Source organism: Thermodesulfovibrio sp. 3462-1 (assembly GCF_040451425.1).
GTDB classification, from domain to species: Bacteria; Nitrospirota; Thermodesulfovibrionia; order Thermodesulfovibrionales; family Thermodesulfovibrionaceae; genus Thermodesulfovibrio; species Thermodesulfovibrio obliviosus.
The window spans coordinates 1,272,707-1,295,728 of sequence record NZ_CP144374.1; the positions used below are offsets into that span (position 1 = coordinate 1,272,707).

General features: G+C 34.3%; 27 protein-coding genes and 1 tRNA gene. 13 read left to right on the top strand and 15 right to left on the bottom strand.

All coding sequences use genetic code 11. The annotated features are described in order from the left end of the window. Nucleotide 1 precedes the first annotated feature (1 nt). The 3 genes from purN to V4D31_RS06475 are packed head-to-tail and all read right to left on the bottom strand — an operon-like array spanning nucleotide 2 to nucleotide 2,727. Nucleotides 2-652 carry a phosphoribosylglycinamide formyltransferase gene (purN, locus tag V4D31_RS06465; protein WP_353685634.1) on the bottom strand — a complete coding sequence of 217 codons (651 nt, stop codon included), beginning with the start codon at nucleotides 650-652 and terminating at the stop codon, nucleotides 2-4. A gap of 9 nt (nucleotides 653-661) precedes the next feature. After that, complete coding sequence (gene hemE, locus V4D31_RS06470; protein ID WP_353685635.1) at nucleotides 662-1,672, bottom strand: uroporphyrinogen decarboxylase; 1,011 nt, start codon at nucleotides 1,670-1,672, stop codon at nucleotides 662-664. Next, nucleotides 1,669-2,727 (bottom strand): radical SAM protein, encoded by a 1,059-nt coding sequence (locus tag V4D31_RS06475; RefSeq protein WP_353685636.1) that lies wholly within the window; start codon nucleotides 2,725-2,727, stop codon nucleotides 1,669-1,671. Before V4D31_RS06475 ends, hemE begins: the two co-directional genes overlap by 4 nt. Before the next feature lie 20 nt (nucleotides 2,728-2,747). On the opposite strand from V4D31_RS06475, the gene V4D31_RS06480 reads away from it, so the two are divergent. The 4 genes from V4D31_RS06480 to V4D31_RS06495 are packed head-to-tail and all read left to right on the top strand — an operon-like array spanning nucleotide 2,748 to nucleotide 6,805. Further along, nucleotides 2,748-4,271 carry a sodium-dependent transporter gene (locus V4D31_RS06480; RefSeq protein ID WP_353685637.1) on the top strand — a complete coding sequence of 508 codons (1,524 nt, stop codon included), beginning with the start codon at nucleotides 2,748-2,750 and terminating at the stop codon, nucleotides 4,269-4,271. After that, a complete protein-coding gene (gene bioB / locus V4D31_RS06485; RefSeq protein ID WP_353685638.1) occupies nucleotides 4,268-5,206 on the top strand; it encodes a biotin synthase BioB in 939 nt (312 codons plus the stop codon). Before V4D31_RS06480 ends, bioB begins: the two co-directional genes overlap by 4 nt. A gap of 1 nt (nucleotide 5,207) precedes the next feature. Beyond that, the gene (locus V4D31_RS06490) at nucleotides 5,208-5,930 is read left to right on the top strand and encodes a 6-carboxyhexanoate--CoA ligase (protein WP_353685639.1); all 723 of its coding nucleotides are present in this window, start codon (nucleotides 5,208-5,210) and stop codon (nucleotides 5,928-5,930) included. Further along, nucleotides 5,927-6,805, top strand: coding sequence for a diacylglycerol kinase family protein (locus tag V4D31_RS06495; RefSeq protein ID WP_353685640.1), 879 nt, complete (start codon nucleotides 5,927-5,929; stop codon nucleotides 6,803-6,805). The genes V4D31_RS06490 and V4D31_RS06495 overlap by 4 nt, the downstream gene beginning before the upstream one ends. Here the strand turns inward: V4D31_RS06495 and V4D31_RS06500 are convergent. The 5 genes from V4D31_RS06500 to V4D31_RS06520 are packed head-to-tail and all read right to left on the bottom strand — an operon-like array spanning nucleotide 6,780 to nucleotide 10,353. Further along, nucleotides 6,780-7,556 carry a flagellar motor protein MotB gene (locus V4D31_RS06500; protein WP_353685641.1) on the bottom strand — a complete coding sequence of 259 codons (777 nt, stop codon included), beginning with the start codon at nucleotides 7,554-7,556 and terminating at the stop codon, nucleotides 6,780-6,782. The genes V4D31_RS06495 and V4D31_RS06500 overlap by 26 nt on opposite strands. After that, on the bottom strand, nucleotides 7,546-8,412 hold the full coding sequence (gene motA / locus V4D31_RS06505; RefSeq protein WP_353685642.1) for a flagellar motor stator protein MotA: 867 nt from the start codon (nucleotides 8,410-8,412) through the stop codon (nucleotides 7,546-7,548). The genes V4D31_RS06500 and motA overlap by 11 nt, the downstream gene beginning before the upstream one ends. Then, nucleotides 8,412-8,948, bottom strand: a complete 537-nt coding sequence (locus V4D31_RS06510) for a PilZ domain-containing protein (RefSeq protein WP_353685643.1) — start codon at nucleotides 8,946-8,948, stop codon at nucleotides 8,412-8,414. Before V4D31_RS06510 ends, motA begins: the two co-directional genes overlap by 1 nt. Nucleotides 8,949-8,953: 5 nt before the next feature. Then, nucleotides 8,954-9,595, bottom strand: a complete 642-nt coding sequence (locus V4D31_RS06515) for an OmpA family protein (protein WP_353685644.1) — start codon at nucleotides 9,593-9,595, stop codon at nucleotides 8,954-8,956. Further along, nucleotides 9,592-10,353: a flagellar motor protein gene (locus V4D31_RS06520; protein ID WP_353685645.1), complete on the bottom strand. Its 762-nt coding sequence runs from the start codon at nucleotides 10,351-10,353 to the stop codon at nucleotides 9,592-9,594. The genes V4D31_RS06515 and V4D31_RS06520 overlap by 4 nt, the downstream gene beginning before the upstream one ends. 61 nt (nucleotides 10,354-10,414) lie before the next feature. On the opposite strand from V4D31_RS06520, the gene miaA reads away from it, so the two are divergent. Beyond that, the gene (gene miaA, locus V4D31_RS06525; protein ID WP_353685646.1) at nucleotides 10,415-11,353 is read left to right on the top strand and encodes a tRNA (adenosine(37)-N6)-dimethylallyltransferase MiaA; all 939 of its coding nucleotides are present in this window, start codon (nucleotides 10,415-10,417) and stop codon (nucleotides 11,351-11,353) included. A gap of 73 nt (nucleotides 11,354-11,426) precedes the next feature. Here the strand turns inward: miaA and V4D31_RS06530 are convergent, their stop codons facing one another. From V4D31_RS06530 to V4D31_RS06540, 3 genes are all read right to left on the bottom strand, one after another. Next, entirely contained in the window at nucleotides 11,427-13,856 is a 2,430-nt protein-coding gene (locus V4D31_RS06530) for a hypothetical protein (RefSeq protein WP_353685647.1), read from the bottom strand. Nucleotides 13,857-14,063: 207 nt separating this feature from the next. Next, nucleotides 14,064-14,225: a hypothetical protein gene (locus tag V4D31_RS06535; protein ID WP_353685648.1), complete on the bottom strand. Its 162-nt coding sequence runs from the start codon at nucleotides 14,223-14,225 to the stop codon at nucleotides 14,064-14,066. 22 nt (nucleotides 14,226-14,247) lie between these two features. Further along, the gene (locus V4D31_RS06540) at nucleotides 14,248-14,634 is read right to left on the bottom strand and encodes an ATP-binding cassette domain-containing protein (protein ID WP_353685649.1); all 387 of its coding nucleotides are present in this window, start codon (nucleotides 14,632-14,634) and stop codon (nucleotides 14,248-14,250) included. Nucleotides 14,635-14,655: 21 nt separating this feature from the next. Here V4D31_RS06540 and V4D31_RS06545 point away from each other — a divergent pair, with 21 nt between their 5' ends. Continuing rightward, entirely contained in the window at nucleotides 14,656-15,156 is a 501-nt protein-coding gene (locus V4D31_RS06545; RefSeq protein ID WP_353685650.1) for a hypothetical protein, read from the top strand. Here V4D31_RS06545 and moaC read toward each other — a convergent pair. From moaC to V4D31_RS06565, 4 genes are all read right to left on the bottom strand, one after another. Continuing rightward, complete coding sequence (gene moaC / locus V4D31_RS06550; RefSeq protein WP_353685651.1) at nucleotides 15,153-15,626, bottom strand: cyclic pyranopterin monophosphate synthase MoaC; 474 nt, start codon at nucleotides 15,624-15,626, stop codon at nucleotides 15,153-15,155. The genes V4D31_RS06545 and moaC overlap by 4 nt on opposite strands. Next, nucleotides 15,623-16,357: an SDR family oxidoreductase gene (locus V4D31_RS06555; protein ID WP_353685652.1), complete on the bottom strand. Its 735-nt coding sequence runs from the start codon at nucleotides 16,355-16,357 to the stop codon at nucleotides 15,623-15,625. Before V4D31_RS06555 ends, moaC begins: the two co-directional genes overlap by 4 nt. After that, nucleotides 16,341-17,867, bottom strand: a complete 1,527-nt coding sequence (locus tag V4D31_RS06560; protein ID WP_353685653.1) for a DHA2 family efflux MFS transporter permease subunit — start codon at nucleotides 17,865-17,867, stop codon at nucleotides 16,341-16,343. The genes V4D31_RS06555 and V4D31_RS06560 overlap by 17 nt, the downstream gene beginning before the upstream one ends. Nucleotides 17,868-18,204: 337 nt before the next feature. Next, a tRNA-Val gene (locus tag V4D31_RS06565) sits at nucleotides 18,205-18,276 on the bottom strand. Between the two features lie 213 nt (nucleotides 18,277-18,489). Between V4D31_RS06565 and V4D31_RS06570 the strand changes: the two genes are divergently transcribed. From V4D31_RS06570 to V4D31_RS06600, 7 genes are read left to right on the top strand one after another with little or no spacing between them, the layout of a single operon-like run. After that, on the top strand, nucleotides 18,490-19,215 hold the full coding sequence (locus V4D31_RS06570; RefSeq protein WP_353685654.1) for a methyltransferase domain-containing protein: 726 nt from the start codon (nucleotides 18,490-18,492) through the stop codon (nucleotides 19,213-19,215). 27 nt (nucleotides 19,216-19,242) lie between these two features. Then, nucleotides 19,243-20,415: an oligosaccharide flippase family protein gene (locus V4D31_RS06575; protein ID WP_353685655.1), complete on the top strand. Its 1,173-nt coding sequence runs from the start codon at nucleotides 19,243-19,245 to the stop codon at nucleotides 20,413-20,415. Continuing rightward, nucleotides 20,412-21,113 (top strand): polyprenol monophosphomannose synthase, encoded by a 702-nt coding sequence (locus V4D31_RS06580; protein WP_353685656.1) that lies wholly within the window; start codon nucleotides 20,412-20,414, stop codon nucleotides 21,111-21,113. The genes V4D31_RS06575 and V4D31_RS06580 overlap by 4 nt, the downstream gene beginning before the upstream one ends. 20 nt (nucleotides 21,114-21,133) lie before the next feature. Further along, a complete protein-coding gene (locus V4D31_RS06585; RefSeq protein WP_353685657.1) occupies nucleotides 21,134-21,466 on the top strand; it encodes a hypothetical protein in 333 nt (110 codons plus the stop codon). Next, a complete protein-coding gene (locus V4D31_RS06590) occupies nucleotides 21,459-21,905 on the top strand; it encodes an NYN domain-containing protein (RefSeq protein ID WP_353685658.1) in 447 nt (148 codons plus the stop codon). Before V4D31_RS06585 ends, V4D31_RS06590 begins: the two co-directional genes overlap by 8 nt. Next, on the top strand, nucleotides 21,905-22,789 hold the full coding sequence (locus tag V4D31_RS06595; protein WP_353685659.1) for a phosphatase PAP2 family protein: 885 nt from the start codon (nucleotides 21,905-21,907) through the stop codon (nucleotides 22,787-22,789). Before V4D31_RS06590 ends, V4D31_RS06595 begins: the two co-directional genes overlap by 1 nt. Next, a complete protein-coding gene (locus V4D31_RS06600; RefSeq protein ID WP_353685660.1) occupies nucleotides 22,764-23,021 on the top strand; it encodes a DUF167 domain-containing protein in 258 nt (85 codons plus the stop codon). Before V4D31_RS06595 ends, V4D31_RS06600 begins: the two co-directional genes overlap by 26 nt. Nucleotide 23,022 lies beyond the last annotated feature (1 nt).

Sequence of the window (23,022 nt, forward strand, 5' to 3'; positions counted from 1 at the left end):
TTCACTGTCCTAATTCAGGATTTGTAAAATGCTTTTGTGGAAGGCAATAGTTTAAAATTTTTACCTTTCTTCCCTCAACCTTAAGCCTTCCCTGAGCAAAAAGTCTTATTGCTTCAGGATAAATCTTATGCTCAAGTTTCAGAATTCTCTCAGAAAGACTTTCTTCTGTATCATCAGGATGAACTGGTACAGCTGCCTGAATAATTATAGGACCTGAATCAACTCCTTCATCAACAAAATGAACTGTGCATCCACTTATTCTAACTCCGTAATCAACTGCCTGTTTCTGTCCATGAAGCCCCGGGAAAGAAGGAAGCAAAGCAGGATGAATATTCATAATTCTCATTGGAAAAGCATCAAGCAATGGCTTTTTCACAATCCTCATAAAGCCAGCTAAAACTACCAGTTCAACTCCTCTTGCTAAAAGCTCATCCCTTATTTTTTCATAAAAGGCTTCCTTAGTAGGAAACTCTTTTGGATTGATGTAAAGATAAGGAATTCCATGCTTTTTGGCTCTTTCAATTGCGTAAGCCTCTGGATTATCAACTATAAGAATCTCTATCTTTGCTTGAAGCCTGCCAGCTTCAATCTCGTCAATTATTGCCTGAAAATTAGAACCTCTTCCTGATGCTAAAACTCCTATTTTAAGCATAGCAACCTCCTAAAACCTGAATTCATGAATAAAATCAACAACTTTTTTTAATACATCTACACTGGTATTAATATTAACTCCATGACCGAGATTAAAAATATGAGACTTTGCACATTGAGCTTGTATTAAAAGATTTTTAATTCTTTTAAAAATCTCGTTTTCTCTACCAAGAAGGACAAGCGGATCAAGATTCCCCTGAAGAGGCTGAAAGTTAAGAGTCAAGCATGCATCCCTGATATCACTTCTCCAATCAAGGCTTACAACATCTACTTCTAAATCTTTAATGTGATGAAGAAGTCCTGAAGTATTAGAGCAGAAATAGATTACTGGAACATAGGATTTTAACTTTTCCACAATTTTTTTTACATATGGTTTACAAAATACTTCATAATCATATGGAGAAAGAATTCCAGCCCATGTATCAAAAATTTGAATAGCATGAACTCCTGCTTTTGCTTGCTCAATAAGATACTGAATGGTTGCATCAGTAAGGATTTCCATGAGATTATGAAAGCTCTCTGGCTCAGAGAAAATAAATCTTTTTGTATTTATAAACTCTTTTGAGCTTCTACCTTCGATAACATATGTTGCAAGAGTAAATGGAGATGCAGAAAAACCTATTAGTGGGACATCAAGCTCTTTTGTCAAAATTTTGATTGTTTCAAAAACAAAGTTTATAATTGGTAGTTCCACAGGTCTTAAATTTTTTAAATCACTGCCTGTTCTTACTGTTGGTGAAACCTTTGGTCCAGAGGAATCAGCAAACTCAATTTTAAAACCCATTGCTTCAAGAGGAATCAAAATGTCGGAAAAAAGAATTGCAGCATCAACATTTAAAATTTTTACAGGCTGCATAGTTACTTCTGCAGCAATTTCAGGAGTTTTACACATTGTGAGAAAATCGTATTTCTGCCTTATTTTTTGATACTCTGGCATATATCTTCCTGCCTGTCTCATAAACCACACAGGAGTGTATGTAGGTCTAATGCCTCTGCAGGCTTGAAGAAATGCATCTTTCATTCATATCTCCTTGGAATGTATTTACACTGGGGATCTTCTTCCATGTAATCATCTTTTAGACAATATGCACGAGCTCTACATCCTCCGCATACATTTAAATATTCACAGACTCTGCAACGACCTTTGTAGGAAGCAAAGTCTCGTAAATCATTAAAAAGCTTTGAATTTTCCCATATCTCCCGAAAACTCTGTTTTTTTAAGTTGCCTGCTGAAAGTGGGAAATAACTACAAGGCATTACATCTTCATCAACATTTATAAGACATATAAGCTGAGCTGCCACGCATCCTTTGGCTCCTCCTGTGGAAAATTTAAGAGACCTCCTTTCAAACTTTTCACCTTCCTGTTTTGATCTCTGCAAAATAACTCTATAATACTGTGGAGCACATGTTGGTCTTACAAGTATATCCTTTTCATTTTTTTCCATATCATAATGCCATTGAAGGATTTTTTCATAGTCTTCTTCATCTATGAGCTCATTAAGTAAATTCTCACCTCTTCCTGTTGGAACAATCATAAACATATACCATGCAGTTGCTCCAAGCTGTTTTGCAAGACGATAGGTTTCAGGGATTGTATGCTGATTTCTCTTTGTAAATGAAGAATTTATTAAAAAGGGGATATCATATTTTTTTAAAAGCTTTGTAGCTTCAATGGTTGCAGTAAAAGCACCTTTTTGCTGCCGAAAGTTGTCATGGGTTTTTTCATCAGGACCATCAAGACTAAGAGAAATCATTTTTATATCAACATCTTTAATTTTTTTACAGACTTCGTCATTAATCAGTGTTCCATTTGTAGCCATACATACTCTTAAACCTTTCATCCTACCGTATTCTGCTATTTCAAATACATCCTCTCTTAAAAGAGGCTCACCACCTGTAAGAACTATAACTGGTTGAGCATATGAGGAGATGTCATCTATAATTCTAAAACATTCTTCCTTTGAAGGATCAGGGTGCTTCATCACTACTTCTTCTGAAGAGGAGCGGCAGTGAATGCAGTGAAGATTACATCTACGAGTTATTTCCCATGCTATCCATCTTGGCTCAAATTTCATTTTTTATTATAATATTTTTTATGCAACAGAGAGTATCATGGAATTCAAAATTAGGTTTAATTCTTGCTGCAGCAGGCAATGCTGTTGGATTAGGAAACATTCTCAGATTTCCTTCAAAGGCTGCCCTTTATGGTGGTGGAGCCTTTATGGTTCCCTATTTTGTTGCTTTAGTTCTTATGGGATTACCACTGATGATTATTGAATGGGTTATAGGAAGATATGCGGGCAGACATGGTCATGGCTCAATGACTGGAATCTTAGGACTTTTTTTTAATCATGCAAGCTGGGCAAGAGTGCTTGGCTCCATAGGAGTTGCTATACCTTTACTTATTTGCATGTATTACATATACATTGAATCTTGGACATTGGGTTTTGCTTTTCTTTCTCTTTTCGGCAAGATGCCAACTCCTGTAATCAATTCTGATGCTCATGAAGCAGTCAAGCCCTATGTGAATTTTTTTAAAGAATATACAAAGCCTTCTATTATGGCTTATTTTTTCCTTGTTTTAACTCTTTTAATTAACTGGTTTATCCTCCAAAAAGGTATAAGACGAGGAATAGAAATTACAGCAAAAATTGGTATGCCTGCAATAATTGTCTTTGGAGTTTTTCTTGGAATAATATGCATTTCAGCAAATAACTGGAAGGGATTTGAAGGTCTAAAATTTATTTACAATCTTAATTTTTCAGGAATTACAAATCCTGTTGTATGGGTTGAAGCAGCCGGGCAGATATTTTTTACTCTCTCTCTTGGAATGGGAGCAATTGCAGTATATGCAAGCTATGTCAATCCAAAAGAGGATGTTATAAAAGCAGGAATATGGACTGCTCTAATTAATGAATTTGTAGAAGTTGTTATAGGTGCTTCAATTGCAATTCCTGCAGCATTTGCAATGTTTTCTTCAGTAGTAATTCCTGAACTTGCTCAGGAAGGCACATTCAGACTTGGATTTATGACAATGCCTGCTGTGTTTATGAGTTTTCCACTTGGATGGCTTATTTCATTTATCTGGTTCATGTTACTTTTCTTGGCAGCTCTTACATCTTCCTTAGCATTGATACAGCCTCTAATAGCTCTTTTTGAAGATGAGATGAAGTGGGGGCATACAAAATCTGTCAGTGTATCAATGATTTTTGTGATCATAGGAGCTCATTTTTCAGCTTTTATACCAAATTTTATAGACGAGCTTGATTTCTGGGCAGGCTGTTTTATGCTTCTTTTATTTGGCTTGCTTGAAATAATTATTTTTATCTGGATTTTTGGAATGAATAATTTTTACAAGGAGCTCACACAGAATACTAAAATAATATTGCCAAAGGCTTTTTTTTATGTTGTAGCTGTTGTTTCACCATTTTTTATTTTTTCAATTCTTTATTTCTGGGTAGTTAAAGATTTTAAAAATATAGTTTTTACAGAGGAGCCTACGAAAATTGTAGCAAGACTATTTATTTTGTTATTTCTTGTATTTCTGTCAATCATTGCAGTAAAAAGTCGTAAGATTATCATGAGAGACATAAGATACACAAAGGTGATGAAAAAGTGATTGTAAAATTGCACTCAAAAGAGGAAGCATTAAATTTTTTAGAGAAAACAGATTTTTATGATTTGCTTTTTTTGGCAAATTCTGGAAGAAAAAAATACAAAGGCAACAAAATAGAGCTCTGCGCAATAGTTAATGCAAAAAGTGGAGCCTGCCCAGAAGACTGTTCCTTTTGCTGTCAATCTTTAAAATGGAAAACCCATGCTCCAGTTTATCCTTTGATGGACAGATATGAAATTTTAAAAAAAGCTCTGGAAGCAAAAAATTACAAAGTTAAAAGATTTTCAATTGTAATAAGTGGAATAAAGCCTTCAAAACAAGAAATGAAAAAAATTGCTGAGGCTATAGAGAGTCTTCGAAAAAATGGAATTAATAGTTGCGCTTCCTTAGGACTTTTAAACTATGATGAAATTTCATATTTAAAAGATTACGGACTTCAGAGACTTCATTGTAATATTGAAACTTCCGAAGAATTTTTTCCAAAAATATGCACAACTCACAAATTTTCAGATAAAGTTAAAACATTAGAAGCAGCTAAAAAAGCTGGTGTTTCAATATGTTCAGGTGGAGTTTTTGGAATGGGAGAGTCCTGGAAAGATATAGTTAGCATGGCATATTTTTTAAAAGAATTTAATGTAGATTCTGTTCCAATTAATTTTCTTACACCTATTAAAGGAACTCCTCTGGAAAACCAGCCTGTGTTGTCCCCTTTGGAAGCTTTAAAGATTATTGCAATGTTTAGATTGATTTTACCAGAAAAGGACATAAGAGTATGTGGAGGAAGACCATTGCTTGGTGAATTTTCTTCATGGATTTTTATTTCTGGAGCAAATGCTTTAATGACAGGTGATTATTTAACGACTCAAGGAAGAAGTTATATTGACGATTTGAAATTCATCGAGAACCACAATCTTGAGATTGATTATGTGGTCCCTTAGAATGAGAGCCTCAAGAATTGAAAACTCTAAAGAAATTCACATCTCTGGTGCTGAGGGAATTTATGAATTTTATGAATTAGAGAAGTTTCTTAAAAAATTTTTTAAAAGAGCCATTGAACATCCGAAAGGTTTACCTGACAAAATTGTTTTTACATTAGAGAAAATAAAGGAAGAAATTCAGCCTGTTGAAGCCCTTTCAGTAAAAACAGTGTTCTGCGAGTCTTCGGAGGAGGCTCAAAAAGTTATTAATGAGCATTTAATTAATCTTGGAATTTCAGAAAAAGCAATCACAGTAGCATGGAGTGTAATAAAAGGACAAAAAATGCGAGGAGCCACATTAATTGATTATTTAACTGCAGAGCGTCTTGAACCTGATAAAGAAAGAGGTGTGAGAGTTTCAAGAATTCAGATGGACAAAAAAAGAAGAATGCAGGTTTTAAAAAAAATAAAAAATCTCTCATCTGAGCCTCAAAGAGTTATTGAAGCAGTAACAATTGCATCAAAGGTAGCATTCTGTCCTGAAGTAGTAGCTGAAATTTGCGTTTCTGACAATCCAGATTATACCACAGGATATATTGCATCAAAGGAGCATGGATATTTAAGAATAACAAATATTAAAAAACAGGGAGAAAACACTGGAGGAAGAGCCTTTTTTGTTAAAACGCCACTGGATATTGAAAAACTGATAAAATTTCTTGAAAAAACCCCTGTAGTCGTCTTATGAAATACGAAAAAGTCTTTTTAATAGGAAATCCTATAGCAGGTGGAAGTGCTTTTAAGAAAATTACAAAAGCTGAAAATATATTGAAAAATAAAGGCGTTTCAGTAGAAACCCTGCTTACTGAAAAACAGGGGGATGCTGAAAGATTTGCAAAACAAATAAAAGGCAGTAAAATACTTGTTATTGCTGCAGGTGGAGATGGAACATACAATGAAGTTGTAAATGGGCTTGCTTTCTCTCAGATTCCAATGGCAGTTCTTCCCATGGGAACAACCTCAGTTCTTGCAAAGGAGTTGAAAATTCCTAAAAATACTGAAAAAGCAATTGATATTGCTCTTAAAGGAAGAGTTCAAAAAATTCATCTTGGAAGAATAAAAAATAAAGAAAAACAAAGACTTTTCATACTTATGGCAGGCATTGGCTTTGATGCACTGGCAGTATTTAATGTAGATTCACAGAAAAAGAGATATTTTAAGAAAATTGCCTATATTTTAAGCGGTATAAAAACTTTGCTTAATTACGCACCTACAGAGCTAAGAATTTCCAATTCAGAAATTAAAAAAGCATTCAGTGCTGTAGTATGCAATGCTTCATGCTATGGAGGCTCTTTTAAACTTGCACCAGATGCAGATTTAAGAAAACCCTGTTTTTACGCATTTCTTTCTCAAACTCGCTCTAAGTTTGAGCTTGCTCTTCAGATATCAGGAGTAATTTTTGGAAAGCATATCAAAATGAGGAATACTGAGTATTTTAGAACTGAATTCTTAGAAATCACAGGAGATGCCCATGTTCAAATAGATGGTGATTATTTCGGGAAAACTCCTGCCCAGATTGAAATAGTAAAAGATGCTCTTAACCTTGTTTTTCCTGAAGAGTAGAAACGCCCGCTTTTTGCCCCTTTTCAAACATTAAAATAATACTAATTCTACGATTTCTTGGATCTTTTGGATCATCCTTTATAAGTGGCATTGTATCAGCATAACCCACAACTCTTGCAATTTTTTCTGGTGCCACTCCATTTTTTTCAAGCTCTCTTCTTGCTGAAGATGCTCTTGCAGTTGAAAGCTCCCAGTTTGTAGTTTTACCTCCTTTGAAAGGCACAGCATCTGTATGTCCTTCTACTGCTATTTTTGCTGGTTCATCTTTTATGTTTTCTGCAACAACTTTTAAAATTTCCCGAGCCTTTTCAGTTGGCTCAGCAGAGGAAAGGGGAAACATTGGCTCACCTTCAAGGTCTACAATCTGGATTCTAACACCACCTTCAACTGTGTCTATCATAATGTGGTCTTTTAGTTCTTTAAGTTTTTCCTCGATTGACTTTTTCATCTGCTCTTTAAATCTCTCTGCAGGATTTTCTTTAACCTCAGGTTGTTTCATTTCTTCATGAATTGCTGATGTCTGTTGCATAAAAGACTGACCGGACTGAAAAAGATTAAAATTAGTAAAGTAATCGGCAATTGCAGCTCTTTTTGCAGGCTCAAGCATGGAAATTAACCACAGAAGTAAAAAGAAAGCCATCATGGCTGTTGTAAAATCAGCATAGGCTACTTTCCAACTACCACCATGATGGGCTTCATGTCCTTTTTTAATCTTTTTTACTATTATTGTTGTTTTAGATTTATCTGCCACTCTTTAATGCTCTTAGTTCTTCTTCTAATTCATGAAAACTGGGTCTCAAGTGCGGAGGAATATTTCTACGGGCAAACTCAACAGCAATCTGAGGAGCTGCTCCGCCTACAAAAGCTATTAATGCAGATTTTATCACCTGTAAATATTCTTTTTCATTATTTACACTTGCTTCAAGCCTTCTTGCAAGAGGACCAACAAACCCATAGCACATCAGCACTCCCATAAATGTTCCAACTAAAGCAGCTCCTACGGAATGGCCTATAACCTCTGGAGGCTCCTTCATTTTTCCCATAGTTAAAACAACTCCTAAAACTGCTGCTACAATTCCAAGACCTGGTAAACTGTCAGCAATATTAAGAAGATTTCTTACAGGTCCTGATTCTGTTTCATGGAGTGTTTCAATTTCACTGTCAAGAATGCTTTCAAGTTCATAAGAAGAAACAGTTGTTGTCATAACTGTTCTTAGTGTATCCGTAAGGAGGCTTAAAGCATGATGATTTTTCATAAATTTAGGATATTTAGAAAAAATAGCACTGTTTTCAGGCTCTTCCACATCCTGCTCAATTGAAATCAGTCCTTCTTTTCTGATTTTTGTAAAAAGTTCAGTTAAAAGTAATAATGTATCCATATAATCTCCTTTTGAATATCCGCCACCACCTGTGATTGTTTTAATTGTTCCTTTTATTACCCCCTTTAAAACATGAGGAGGGGAAGCTATTACAAGTGCGCCTATAGCAGCACCAAATATTATTATGACTTCTGCAGGCTGGAATAAAACTGAAAGATTTCCCTTTTCAAGAAGATAACCACCTACTATACTACCTAAGACAACCAGTCCTCCGACTATTACAAGCATTATATTTCCCTTTTTTGTCTTATTAGTTGTCTTTGACGATGGAAAACAAATCTTACAATATAGTCTCTGATATCTTCATCTATATTGATAAATTTTACAGCTATTTTATAGGAATTGTTTATTCTTTCACATTTTACAACTTCTCCGTAAACAAACATTGCAATAGATTGGGGGGACTCAAGAACCATTTTTAATTCAAGAATATCTCCTTTACTGTAGCATTCATGAGAGATAAAACTCATTCCACCTCCACTTATATTTACCTCAGTTAGTGGGAGTTCACAAAAACCTTCTTGTCTTAAGCTCCATAAACTAATTAGATAATCCAGTTTTGAATTGATTAACTTTATCCATTGAGCCAGTGCCTTATCAGCTGGTTCATCGACTGGAGCAGAAAAAAAACTTACTTCTCCAAAGATTCGTGCCTTTATCTTCTGTCTTTCTTCAGGACAAACCAATCTTACTTGAAGAGGTATAACAGCATCTACTCTTGAAAATTCTCTCATTTTCTGATATGATTCTTCCATATTTATCATTATACTTATCTCAGTATAATAAGTTCAACCCTTCTGTTTTTTGCCCTACCCTCTTCAGTATCATTGGAAGCTACAGGTCTGTATTCACCATAACCTGCAATCATGAATCTGTCTGGATTGAGTCCTTTTTGAAGGAGAAAATGAAGCACCGAGGAAGCTCTTGCTGCAGATAGCTCCCAGTTTGATCTGTAAACAGAAGAACTGATTGGGACATTATCCGTATGTCCTTCTATTGCCACTTTGCCTGGAATTTCTTTTAATTTTTCAGCAATTCTTGTAAGTGCCTCAGTGGCTTCAGGCTTTAGCTCAGCAGAGCCTGAACTGAACAAAAGAGTATCTGGCAGAGTTATTACTACACCTCTTGCATCTGACTTTATATTTATTCCTGAAATATCGTTCAAGAGTTTTTTGAGGTCTTCAATAATTGCTTTATTGCGATCTTCTTCAAAAGATATTGGTTCATCAATAACTTTAAATACTTTTCTTAACGAAGAGGTCATTTTTTCAGCCTTTGTAATGTCAACACTGGACAGAGCATAAAGAGCAACGAAAAATGTAAATAAAAGAGTTAAAAAATCAGAATATGATATGAGCCAACGATGAATATTCTCCTCTTCATTGTTATTATTTCTCTTTCTTACTCTCATATTCTTTCCTTCTGACGTTCTCTAAGGAAAGATTCAAGCTTTGTTCTTAAGAAGTAAGGATTCATTCCAGCTTCTATACCGAGAATTCCTTCCACCATGAGTTCCATAAGAAGAATTTCATCCTCAAGCTTGTTAATTATTCTTTTTGCTATTGGAATAAATATAAGATTTGCAGAACCAACTCCATAAATAGTTGCTACAAAGGCTGTTGCTATTCCTATACCAATTTTTGATGGATCAACAACATTTTTTAAAACATGAATGAGTCCCAAAATAGCTCCAATAATACCAATCGTTGGTGCATATCCACCAGCAGAATCATAAACTCTGGCAGATCTTCTTATAACTTCTTCATATGCATAAATTTCTTGTTGAAGTGACTCTTTAATAATACCAGGTGAAATTCCATCAATTACATATGTAATTCCTCTTTTTAGAAAGGGATCATCAATTCTGTCCAGCTCTTCCTGTAAAGCCAACAAACCTCTTTTTCTGGCTATAACCAGAAGATCAAGAATATCTTCTATACTTTTTTCAAAATCAATTTTTCTACTAAAAAATACAACCTTTAAACTAACAAAGGCTGTAATAAGGTCCTTAAAGGGAAAACTTAAGACAGTAGCACCAAAGGTTCCACCAAATACAATAATAGCTGCTGCAGCTTGAACAAGATGAGCTGTTGTGCCTCCTTCAGCAATATTTCCAGCAATAACAGCACCAATTCCTATCATTAAACCAAACAAAGCTATTAAGTCCATTGTTTAAATTATAAAGAGATTAATAAAATTTATCAATGGCTTTTCAAGTATAATAAATCCTATGGAAAGAAAAATTGTAATTCTTTTAGGTCCTACAGGAGTAGGAAAAACAGAAGTCTCAATCAGGCTTGCTAAGCTTTTAAATGCGGAAATAATAAGCTCGGATTCAATGCAAATTTATAAATATATGGACATTGGAACAGCAAAACCAACATTGGAACAAAGAAAACAAGTAGCTCATCATATGATAGATATTGTTAACCCATGGGAGTATTTTAGCACCGGAACGTATATTGAAAAAGTTAAAAAAATTATAGAAGAAGTTTTTCAAAAAGGTAAAATTCCATTGATTGTTGGTGGCACTGGGCTTTATCTCAGAGCTATGACAGAGGGAATTTTTGAAGGTCCTCAGGCTGATTGGCACTTAAGAAAAAAACTTTTACAGGAAGAAAAGGCACAACCTGGCAAACTTTATAAAATTTTAAAGGAAGTTGATCCTGAGTATGCTCAAAAAATTAATCCTGCTGATTTAAGAAGAACAGTAAGAGCATTAGAAGTATTTTTAAAAGAGAAAAAAAGCATAACTGAATTTCATAAAAAGTTTACAAAACCTCTGGTGTATGATTTTATAAAAGTTGGACTTACAAGAGATCGTAAGGAGCTTTATAAAATGATTGAGCAAAGAGTTGACAAAATGATTGAGGCAGGATTAATTGAGGAAGTGAGAAATGTTTTAAATTTAATAAAGAAAAATGCCTCTTCAGATATCGCGCTTCCATCGCTACAGGCAATTGGTTATAAGGAAATTGCAGGATATCTTGCTGATTTGTATTGTCTTGATGAAGCTATAAGACTTATAAAAAAGAGAACAAAAATGTATGCAAAAAGGCAGTTTACATGGTTTAAAAAAGAAAAGGATGTAAAATGGTTTGACATAACTGGAATTTATAATTGTCAAAGAATTGCAGAGAAAATTTTTCAATTTTTAAAAAGAGGATAAAAAGGCAGCATGACATCTACACCTTTAAGCCATGAAAAATGTCTTAACAAATAGATTGCAGTATAATCACCTCCTATTTTGCCTTTGATGGAGCAGGTTTGAACTGTAATTGACCTATTTCAAAGCTAATTCCATGATGTCTCTCGCCCCAATAGCTTGTATCTCCAACCGATGTGATTTCCTCATCTTCCTTACCAGATTTAGTCCCAATAAAAGTTCTCTTCCCAGGGTCATAACAAAGTTCAACCTTATTCCAGATTCCTGGGGCAAAATCAAGAGTGTTTTTAAATTCAAGCGTTCCAATTTTATACTTTTCTATCACTTCAATACTAATCGGGACTTTCTTGTATGATAGGAGCGGAATCTCAAATATTTGATCTTCGTATTCTCCTATTGCATTACCCCATATTCCATCTTTGTTGTAATCTTTCAAGGTTTTTGTATATGTTCTTCCATCAATATCAACAATAAGATCATAGCTTACGGGTACAATATCCAATTTCTCATTTCTTGCAGTGTAAGGGGTAATTCCGGTAATCTTGTTGATCTTTAGCCATACTTTATGGTCGCGTTCTGCAGGAACAGATATATTTTTATATGCAAAGCGAGGCTGATCAAATGTGAAGCCATCAAAATTGTAAAGTTCTATCTCGACTTTTTTTGAATCTATCCAATAATCGATTTCTCCCCAGATATAAAGTCTTCCTGCTAAAAGGGTCATATTGTTTTCCCCTATAACACTATATTTGAAATATGGTGGATTTGAATTTGTTAACTCCAACTGTCCAGTTAAACTTGGATTCCACTTAATTAATGTAAGTTCTCCTCCAACGCCTACAGAAACAATTTCATAACTAGCTCCCAATTCAGCATAGGCGTTTGCAGAAAGAGATGGGCTTAAGATTCCATTAGCATATGGCTCTAAGGAACAGATCCTCCCCAAAAAGCTAAGTTTAGCTTTCCCTTTAAAACCAATTTCTCCTACAATGTTAATAGGACCTACAGGGAACTCAATCTCTGTTGACCAGGCTACTCCCTTGTTAAATATTTCTTTATTAATATCAGCACACAAGACAATTTCTTCTTTATCTATTCCGACGGCCTTTAAGATGAGTGTGTCATTTTGTTTATCAATTTTTAAAACATCAATGTTCTCTCCAAATAGTGTAACCTCTGCATCTAAAAATGGGATAATATCTATCGTATTTTGATTATTCTTGCCTTTGTCTCCTTTAATCTTCATACTCGCGGCGAGATTAACCCCAAAATCGTCATTTCCAAAGGAAGCATTCCAATTCTTTTCCCAGTCAAGAGGCACAAAATCTTTTGGACCACTCGATGAAGCATCATATCCTTCTGAGTAACCTTCACAGGTAACCTGTGGAGGCGAAGGTATTGTTACCTTTTTCAGGAAATCCTTTGAAAGCATCTCTCTCTGAAGCTTAAACTGTTCTTTTGGATAAACATATTTAATTTTTATAGGTTCTTTATCTTTCAGAGTGTAACCCAATCCATTAAGCCACTCTTCTATAGCGTTTACTTCCTTTAGAAATTTTTCAACATCTATTGTCTTTGCTTTTCTGACAAGCAAAGGCTTTCCATTAACCATTATCGTTTTTTCTTTTAGAGTAATTGTCTTTTGCTCTACAGGGATTTTGAAATAGGAACGATCTAATGGGATAAACTTAATTGGAAACTTTTTTTCTATGAAAAATTTTTCAGCGGGTATACGCAGAATCTTCTTTGAGGAATATGCTGCCTCCGGTAATTTTGGTAGAGTTTTTGTTTCTGCTGGGCTTTCAGATTTTACAGGGGTTTTTGTCTTTTCTACTCCCTCTTTTATAGCCCCTTCAGGAATCTTTGGGACTTGGAGGCATTTTGGCTTGAAACTCTTTACATAGTCCCCTGATGGAAAACAACCTTTCTTGAGATAGTCAGGATCATTGTCCCCTTTTAAGGCATATCCATTTACATCCAGAGTAGCATAAATCTTAGCATCCCTGCATTGCAAAGGCTCTGTTGATGCCCATCCCCAGACATCTTTATAGCCCTTTTTTAAATCATTTTCTGTGACTACAAAGCCTATAACTGGAAATCCGCTGTAATCATAGGCACGAAAAGCTGGCGTGGGTCCGTAGTATTCAAGGAGATTGGTTTCTGTCTCTGAGTATTTAATACCGATTAGTCTCAAAGACATTGTCTTTGTCCAAACCTTTGCAAGATTGCCAGAAGGTCCTTCAAAGGCACAGTTGCAGAGTTTTGGACCTGGAGCGCCAGGAATTATGGTCATCTTTCTAAATTTAACCCTCACACCAACAGAGAGCTTTTGCCCCTGTTGAGGTTCCTTGGAGAAAAGAATGTCTTTTACCTCTGCGCACCAGTAAGTTTTTGATGGAATATTCGGCTTTACCTGGGCTGGAGTCTGTGTTTTCATTTGAGCATGGACAGTTGCAAACCCTAAAATTAAAAAGATTGAGATGAGAAAAACTGCTAATTTTTTCATGGCAACCTCCTTAAATTTTTGCCCAAAGTGAGTAAATAGTTTATTTACTTTCTCATGGAATGGGACAAATTAGAGAGTTTTTAAAGTCAAGCATGCTGTTAGTATTTGTAAATTCTTCAGGAGGGTATTTACAGCAATGAAAGAATGAAAGGTCAAAATTATAACAGAAAAAGAGTGAAATTTTGTCTGAATTGTCTTTACTAATCCTTATCCCGATTCCATGAAAAATTGTATCAAACCTTCTTTAAGTATGTCAATATCGTAGATATCTTTTTGGACATAAATTTTCCCATAACAGAGCATTCTTGAAATGTTTACAAAGTGAAGTAAAGGATTTGCCTGAGAAAGCTTTATTACAATTTCAGGCATGTCTTCAATGGGAAAAAATCCCTTAGAACAAGAAAAGAGGTGTAGCTGAAGACATTACAATAGCTCTTTTAAGGGCTTGTTTTTTACCAATGTCAAAGTATCTTGCATAAACAATAAGGTTTTCAAGGACATCAATGTCAGGGTCAAGATTGTTGTCCTGTGGAATAACTCCAATTTTTTTCTTAAGTTCTGGAAAAGTTTTTTCATCGGCTTTGATACCAGCTATTTCTATTTCTCCTGAAGAGGGTTTAATAAATCCATAAATCATTCCCATAAGGGTTGTTTTTCCAGCACCATTTGGTCCAAGAAAGCCAAAACATTCTCCCTGCCTTATTTCAAAACTGGCTGAATCAAGGGCTTTAAACTGTCTGTAATACTTTGTTAAATTTTTTCCTATAACTTTACCCACAATTTTTAGTATAATATTTTTGTGAAGCTGCTTAAAGTACTCATAGTTTTGGCACTTCTTTTTCCATTTAATTTGCATGCAGAAGTTTTACTTAACCAATGCAATGAAAGCGATATCAAAGGCAGTTTCAACTTAATTATATATTCAAACTCATTTATAAATGACCCTGAAACATTCATAATTCTTGATAGAGGTGATCAAATTAAAATAATTCCTTATGCGCCAAATTTTAAATACAGAGTAATTGAAAACTTGAATGAAAAAGAAGCTCTGAAAATCACCAATGAAATTTTAAAAGACAATTCATTTGTCAGTTTTATAAAATGTTCTGAAATATCTTTTAAAGGAAAAAATGTTGGCTATGAGCTGAAACCAATTTATTTTCCCTGGGTATTTGGACTTCTTGAACCGGTTGAAACAGTCTATAAAAAAGAAGGAGATTCCATCTTAATTTTTATAAGACTTAATCCAAATGTAGAAAGACAGCTTTACTTTGGTGGAGATACAGAGAGAGATAATTAGGTTCGAATAAATTCTCCGCTTTTTCCTCCTGATTTATAAATAAGCTTTATTTCTCCAATTACCATCTCTTTGTCAACTGCCTTACACATGTCATAAAATGTAAGAGCAGCTATTGAGGTAGCAACCATTGCCTCCATTTCAACTCCTGTTTGCGCTGTTGTTTTTACAGTGGTTTTTATTTTTACATGAGAGTTTTCTTCATCAGGTTCAAAATCAATCTCCACTGATGTAATTGGAAGTGGATGACAGAGCGGTATAAGATGGGGAGTCATCTTTGAAGCCATAATTCCAGCAAGACGGGCAACCTGAAAAACATCACCCTTTGCAATTTCCTTATTTAAAATCATTTTTAAGGTTTCAGGCTTCATCTTTACAATACCTTCAGTGATAGCAATTCTCTCTGTTACAGGTTTTCCTGTAACATCAACCATCCGTGCTTGTCCTTTTTCGTCAAAATGAGTAAGTGTCATCTTTCCTGCTCTGATGGCCTTATAAGTAGTTCATTTACACTGACATGCTCGGGCTGAGTTACCGCATAATAGATTGCCTCTGCAATATCGTGAGCTTTTAATGCTTTCATAGCACCTCTACTTTTTATCCATTCCTCTGGCATGTTTTCACCCCATTCAGTTGCAACAACACCTGGTTCTATTACTGTAACACGAATATTGTATTTTATCAACTCCTTACGAATTGATTCAGAAAAACCTATAACTGCCCATTTTGTAGCACAGTAAACAGACCATCCCGGAATCCCAACTCTTCCAGCTACAGAAGAAATATTCACAATATGACCACTTCTCCTGGGAATCATCATTTTTACAGCTAAATGAGTACAGTAAATAAGCCCTGTAAGATTCAGATCAATAACTTCTTTCCATTCTTTTGGTGAGCCATTTTCAATGTAATTAAAAATTCCTCTTCCAGCATTGTTAACTAAAATATCAAGCCTTTGAAAATAATCTTTCAATACTTTAAAAACTCTTTCAACTTCCTCAGGTTTTGTAAGATCAGCAGGAACATTGATCACATTTACTCCATAAGTTGTCAGCTTCTCAGTTACATTATTCAATAATTCCTTTGACCTAGCTACTAAAACAAGATTAGCTCCCTCATTAGCAAACTTTTCAGCAGTTGCCAAGCCAATTCCCTTTGATGCACCAGTTATAAGTGCAACTTGCCCTTTAATGGATTGCATCATGGGTACCTCCTTTCTTTTTATAAGTTGGTCTCCGGAAAAACATAATTGTTACAAGCATTGAAAGCATTCCAACACTGAGTATCCAGAAGGCTTCATTAAAAGCAATTGCCTGAGCCTGCCTTATGAGTTCTCTATAAATTGCTCCTTCAGGTGGCAGTAGCGTTCTTGGCTGAAGATACTCATTCAGTTTTTCCACAGCTATCTGATAGGGAATGTCATAGGGAGTGAGATTTTCTATAAGTCTGAACTGATGAAACTGAGCTCTCTGAGATACAATTGTTGTAACGATTGCTGTTCCAACAGATCCTCCAATGTTTCTTATCACTGCACTCAATGGTGTTGCATCCTGCATTTTTTCTTTTGGAATATAGGCTACTGTCATTACTGCCAGAGGAGTTATAACAAAAGCCATACCCAGGGCAAGAACAGCTCTTGGATATACAAAATCCCAAAACCCTGCCTGAAGATTGAATAAACTCATAATATGGGTTGAATATGCACACATTATAATTCCAAAGGCAAGAGGAATTTTTGGATTGATTTTATCTGATATTTTACCACTTAGTGGAAAAGCTATAAGCTGGACTATTCCTGCTGGTCCTAAAACCAGTCCTGCCAAGAATGCTGTATATCCCATTAAATTTTGAACATAAATTGGCAAAAGAATAATGCTTCCAAAAAGATTTACAAAGGTAAAAAACATCACTAAGTTGCCAAAAAAGAAATTTTTATCTTTAAAAAGCCTGAAATTAACAACAGGATGCTCTGCTTTCTTAAGCTCCCACCAAATTAACAATACTAAGCTTACAAGACTTATGATTGATAAAATGATAATAAATTTTGAGTCAAACCAATCTTCTCTTTCACCTTTATCAAGAACTATCTGAAGACATCCAATGCCGAGAGCTAAAAATATAATTCCAGGATAATCAATACGAAGCTTTTCTCTCTTTAAATATGGAGGATCCTCTATCACAAGATATGTCATCAGAATGGATACAATACCAACTGGAATGTTTATGTAATATATCCACCTCCATGAAAAATTATCAGCAATCCATCCACCTGCTATTGGACCAAGAATTGGTGCCATAATTATACCCATTCCATAAATTGCCATTGCTGTGCCGTATTTTTCTTTTGGAAAAATCTCAAGAAGTATGCTCTGACTCAGAGGCTGTAGTCCTCCTCCACCAATTCCTTGAAGAACTCTAAAAAATATAAGAGATGTAAGACTCCACGATATTCCACATAAAAAGGAAGAAATTGTAAAAAGAGCTATTGAAAAAATAAGATAATTCTTTCTTCCAAAAATCCTGCTTAACCATCCAGCCATTGGAATAACTATTGCATTTGATACAAGATAGGAAGTGATTATCCATGTTGATTCATCAACGCCTGCTGAGAGGCTTCCCTGAATGTGTCTCAATGCAACATTATTTATAGTAGTGTCAAGAATTTCAATAAAAGTTGGCAGCATTACTGTGAGAACTATCCAGAACCGTTTCATTTGAATATTATATAAAAAAATGAGTGTAAGTTAGCAATAACTTTATTAAGTCCACGATTGTCATACGGAATTTTCAATTTTTCGTATTTCTTCTTGTCTCGCTCCCGCCGCAATCCCTTTTAAATGAGGTCATGTTTCCAACGGTAGCCTTTCTAAGGCTTTGATTTTAAAAGCTTTTAAAGCCCATTTCGCGTTACCCCATTTTGAAGAAGGCAAAATGTAAGCGGTTATTTTCAATTTTTACCCCTTTTTAAGGGAGAACTTACTGCACAAAAAGTGCATAATTTGTAATTTTAAAGGAGAGTGTGATGTTTCATAAACCCTTGATAATTCTTGATGGGCGATACAGGGATCGAACCTGTGACCTCTTCCGTGTGAAGGAAGCGCTCTCCCACTGAGCTAATCGCCCAAAACTTTTGAAATATAACTGTTTTTATACATCTAAGTCAACTATTTTTTCTCAATTTTAAGAGGCTTCCTAAAATTGTTGATACAAAATTTACTTTCGCTTCGTTAGGAACTGTTACCAAAAAACGCTGCAGTCGCTTAAGACAGTGATTTTCTAATGGCAATCTGAAGAGGTTTGCAAATATTTGTTGGAATTTGCTATATTGCTACACAAATGAATAAAAAGCAAAAAGGATATCAGGATCATATTGTAAGTGAGCATAAAGTATTTGAAAGCTTTCTTAAAAGCAAAATAAAATTCAACAGAATTCAAAAGTTTTATCAGGGAATAAAAGTCAGAATTATCAATCTGAACCTGATTCCTAATATTAAATCTGCAAAGAAAATTTTAGATATCGGATGTGGTGAGGCAGAAACCTTAAAATTTATAAGACAACATATTAACTCTGATGCTGAGTTTTACGGTGTGGATTTAGAAAAAAACAAGAATCTACCTCCTTTTGTTAACTTTTATGAAGTTGATATAGAAGAACAAAAACTTCCCTTTGAAGATGATTATTTTGATATAGTTATTTCTACATTTTTATTAGAACATTTACAAAATCCACAACAATTTTTCTTTGAAACTAATAGAGTTTTAAAAAAGGCAGGTCATTTCTACTGTGTTACTGAAAATTACACTTCAGTTTTTTTACCAGGTAGATTCAATTTTTTCTCTGATCCAACCCATGTAAGACCCTGGACAAAAAAAAGTCTAAAAGCTCTTGCTGAGATGTCAGGGTTTAAAGTATTAAAAATTGGTCACTTTAGACCTGTAGAGTATTTTCTTCTTATTCCATTTGTGCCTATTCTAAGCCTGATTTTTGGTTCAGAATGCTTCATAGTGATTTATGAAGTATTTTTTGGAAAAAGTATTTATTGTCTTCTGAGGAAACCTTGAAAGTTAAAAATTCATTATTAATTATGTATGTTTAAAGATATATCTTCTGTCACGCTTGCCTTTGTTTATGTGAATATTCTTGGATATGTTTTTCATTCTGCTGTAAGCCGAAGTCTTGGTCCAGCTGTTTATGGAGAGTTTATGGTTTTGTATTCTTTTATGTTAACAGTGGGAAATATTACAGTGCTTCTTGGAACTGTAAGCATCAAAACTATAATTGAAAACTATCAAAGTAGATTTAACTTTTTTAATTCATTAAGATTAATGGGATTTGTAATTGGTGCAGTATTTGCTCTTTTAGTGTGTGCTTTCTCATCTTATCTTAAGGATTTTCTACATGTAACTGAATACTACTACTTCTTTATAATTGCTTTAGCATGGCTTGGAATGTCTTTAGTTGCTGTGGAAAGAAGCTTTCTTCAGGCAACTGGTAAATTCCCTCTCTTTGCCTTCTCTACAGCAATGGAGCTAACACTTAGATTAATTGCAGCATTAGTAGCAATTTATGTAGGGTTAAAAGTGGATGGAGTCCTTTTTTCTACAGTTGTTGGAGCATTTGCTGTATTAATAATTCTTCTTATAATAAATGGAAATCTTACAGTCAAAAGAGCACAATTAAATATAAAGAAAATGTTAATCATAGCTCTTTATGCTTCTCCTATTGGTTTTTTTATCTATGCAGATAACATATTTATAAAAAGAATACTTGATGAGCATACTGCAGGAATTTACTCAGCAGTATCAATTGTTGGAAAAGTGCTTGTATGGTTTATTTTAACAACTCTTGGCGTTTATTTCCCGAAATTTGTAGAAGCAAAAAAATCAGCATTTTTTAAAAAACTGGTATTTCATATGTTAGCAATAGTAATTGTCTCTGAAGTAATGGCTCAAATAGCCTGCCTTTTAATTGGTAAACCCTTATTTTTACTGCTTTTTGGAACGAAGTTTGAACCAGCTTTAAAATTCCTTCCCATTTATTTTATTGCTTTACTACCTCTTCTTTTCAACATAGTTTTTATCAGTATGGCAGTAGCCTTAGAGCGATATTTTTACATGATTTATGCGCATCTTTTTCTATTTTATGCAGGATTTCTTATGTTTCCCTTGAGAAGCATTTCTGATTATTTAGCTTACATTTTTTGCATAAATGCCTTTTTTGTTTTATTATATTTATTGAGATTTAAAAAGGAGTTAAAATGAATGTCCTCGTAATTCTGCCAACATACAATGAAGCGGAAAATGTAGAAAAATTGATTCCAAGACTGCTTGAGCATGAAGTGGATATTCTTTTTATTGATGATGCATCTAAGGATAATACAGCGGAAAAAATAAAAAAGTGGATAAAACAGTCCGAGAGAGTGAACTTAATACAGAGACCTGCAAAACTCGGACTTGGAACAGCTTATGTAACAGGCTTTAAGTGGGCTTTAAACAGGCATTATGACTGTATATTTGAAATGGATGCAGACCTATCCCATGACCCTGGTGATATTCCAAAATTCATAGAAAAATGCAATGAAGGATATGACCTTGTAATTGGCTCAAGATACACTCGTGGTACAATAAGCGTTGTAGGATGGGATTTTCGAAGGCTGCTGCTTTCAAAATTTGCCAATAAGTATGCCATAACAATATTGGGACTCAAATTTCTCACCGATGTAACAAGCGGATATCGCTGTTACCAGAGGAGAGTGCTTGAAGTTATAGAGCTTGACAGTATTAAATCAAATGGCTATGCCTTTCAGATAGAAATGATTTATAGAGCCTATAAACTGGGGTTTAAAATTACCGAAATCCCAATAATTTTTTATGAAAGAAACAGTGGCTCCTCAAAGATGAGTAAAAAAATCGTCAGAGAAGCAGCAATCATGGTGTGGAGATTGAGATTTGGTAAATAAAAAAGTGTTATAATTCAATTATGTTTAAGTATGAAAAAGATTCCCTTAAAAGAATTACAGAGAAGTTAAAAAATATCTTTTCCCACAGGCTTAAAGCTGTTGTGGCTTTTGGTTCAAGAATAAGAGGTGATTTTAACAGTGAGCTTGCAAATTATAGAATTAATGTGAAATCTGGACTTGTTGAGAATAAATATGTTGAATATTTTAAAATTCTGCTTAGCGGAACAACAGATGTAGACTATGGAGATTTTGAAGTTATTGATAAAGAAAGGGCTGAAGATTCTTTAAATAAGGCTTATGAATTTTTAATTATGGCAGAGAGCCTTCTGGAAAAATTAATGCCAGATGAGTAAAATTTTAATTGACGGATATAATCTTATCGGAATTTTTCACAGGGATTTAAAAAAAGCCAGAGATGAACTAATACAGGCACTTATTCAGTATCGCAACAAAAAAGGACATGACATTACCGTTGTCTTTGACGGATATAAAGAAGGACCTGGGAAAGAAACTGTGGAGTATCGTGCAGGAGTGAGAATAATTTACTCTGGAGCTAATGAAAAGGCTGATGATATAATAAAAAGAATACTTAGCACTGAAAAGTTTTCTTGGATTGTGATAACCTCTGATAAAGAAATAGAAAAAGCAGCATGGAAAGAAAACTGCGTTGCTGTTGATTCTTCAGTTTTTTTTGATATTCTTAATGGTGAAGAGTTTTATTTTGAGCAAAAAAGAGGTATGACTTTATCAAAAAAGCAGAAGGCAATACTAAAGGCAATATCAAAACTCTAATGATAAAGAGACTGTTCAGGCTTCAACCAGCATTTCAACTAAATATTGTTTTTTTTACATTTCTGTGCCTGATCTTGCTTATTTTTTCAGACAGACTGCCTTCTTTCAATTTTTTTATAATTTATGCCTCCATAGTTATATTCCAGATTTTTCTTTGTAAAGTTCCAGAAAATGCCTTTCTTTCTTTCATAAAAAACATCGGATTGCCTGTTTTTTCTGTTTTAATAGCCTTTGATACAATTGGGGAGCTTATTGCTTACATAAATCCAAAAGATATTGATGCAGTATTGCTTAAATTTGATTATTCAATCTTAGGATTCTATCCCTATGTGTATTTTGATAAAATAGCAAATCCTGCATTAACTGAATTAATGCAGCTTTCCTATTGTTTTTATTATATTCTGCCCTTTATGATTGGGATTTATCTAATTAAGAACGGAAATAAACAAGAATTTTATAGAGCCCTCTTTCTTGTGCTTTTCTGTTATTATCTTTCCTATATTGGATATATGCTATTTCCAGCACTTGGTCCAAGATATAGCATTCCTCATATGTTTCAAAATGAATTAAATGGATTATTTCTGGCTCATAAAATTAAAGATTTGCTGAACTCCCTTGAAGGGATAAAAAGAGATGCCTTTCCAAGCGGACATGTGGCTGTGTCATTGGTTGTATTAATTTTAATGTTAAAATATTCAAAAAAGCTATTCCTGCTGAGTTTTATTCCTGTGATATTTTTGATAATCTCCACAATATACTGTAGATATCACTATTTTACAGATGTTTTAGGAGGAATTTTACTCACAGTTGTAACTTTGCTTGTAGGTAATTTATACTATAGTTTTTGGTTATCAAAAAATGGAAATACCGTTATCAAAAGATAAAGATGGTTATACATTAAAAGTAATAGTCAAAACAGGAGCCAGAACTGCTGGAATAGAGGGAATTGAAGGAGATGTATTAAAACTGAAAATTAAATCTCAACCTCATGATGGATTAGCAAATAAAGAACTTGTTGAAATGCTTTCTGAGATATTGAATGTTCCAAAATCAAAAGTTGAAATAATCAAGGGTAAGACTTCAAAACATAAAGTTATTAAAATAAAGGAGAATTAGA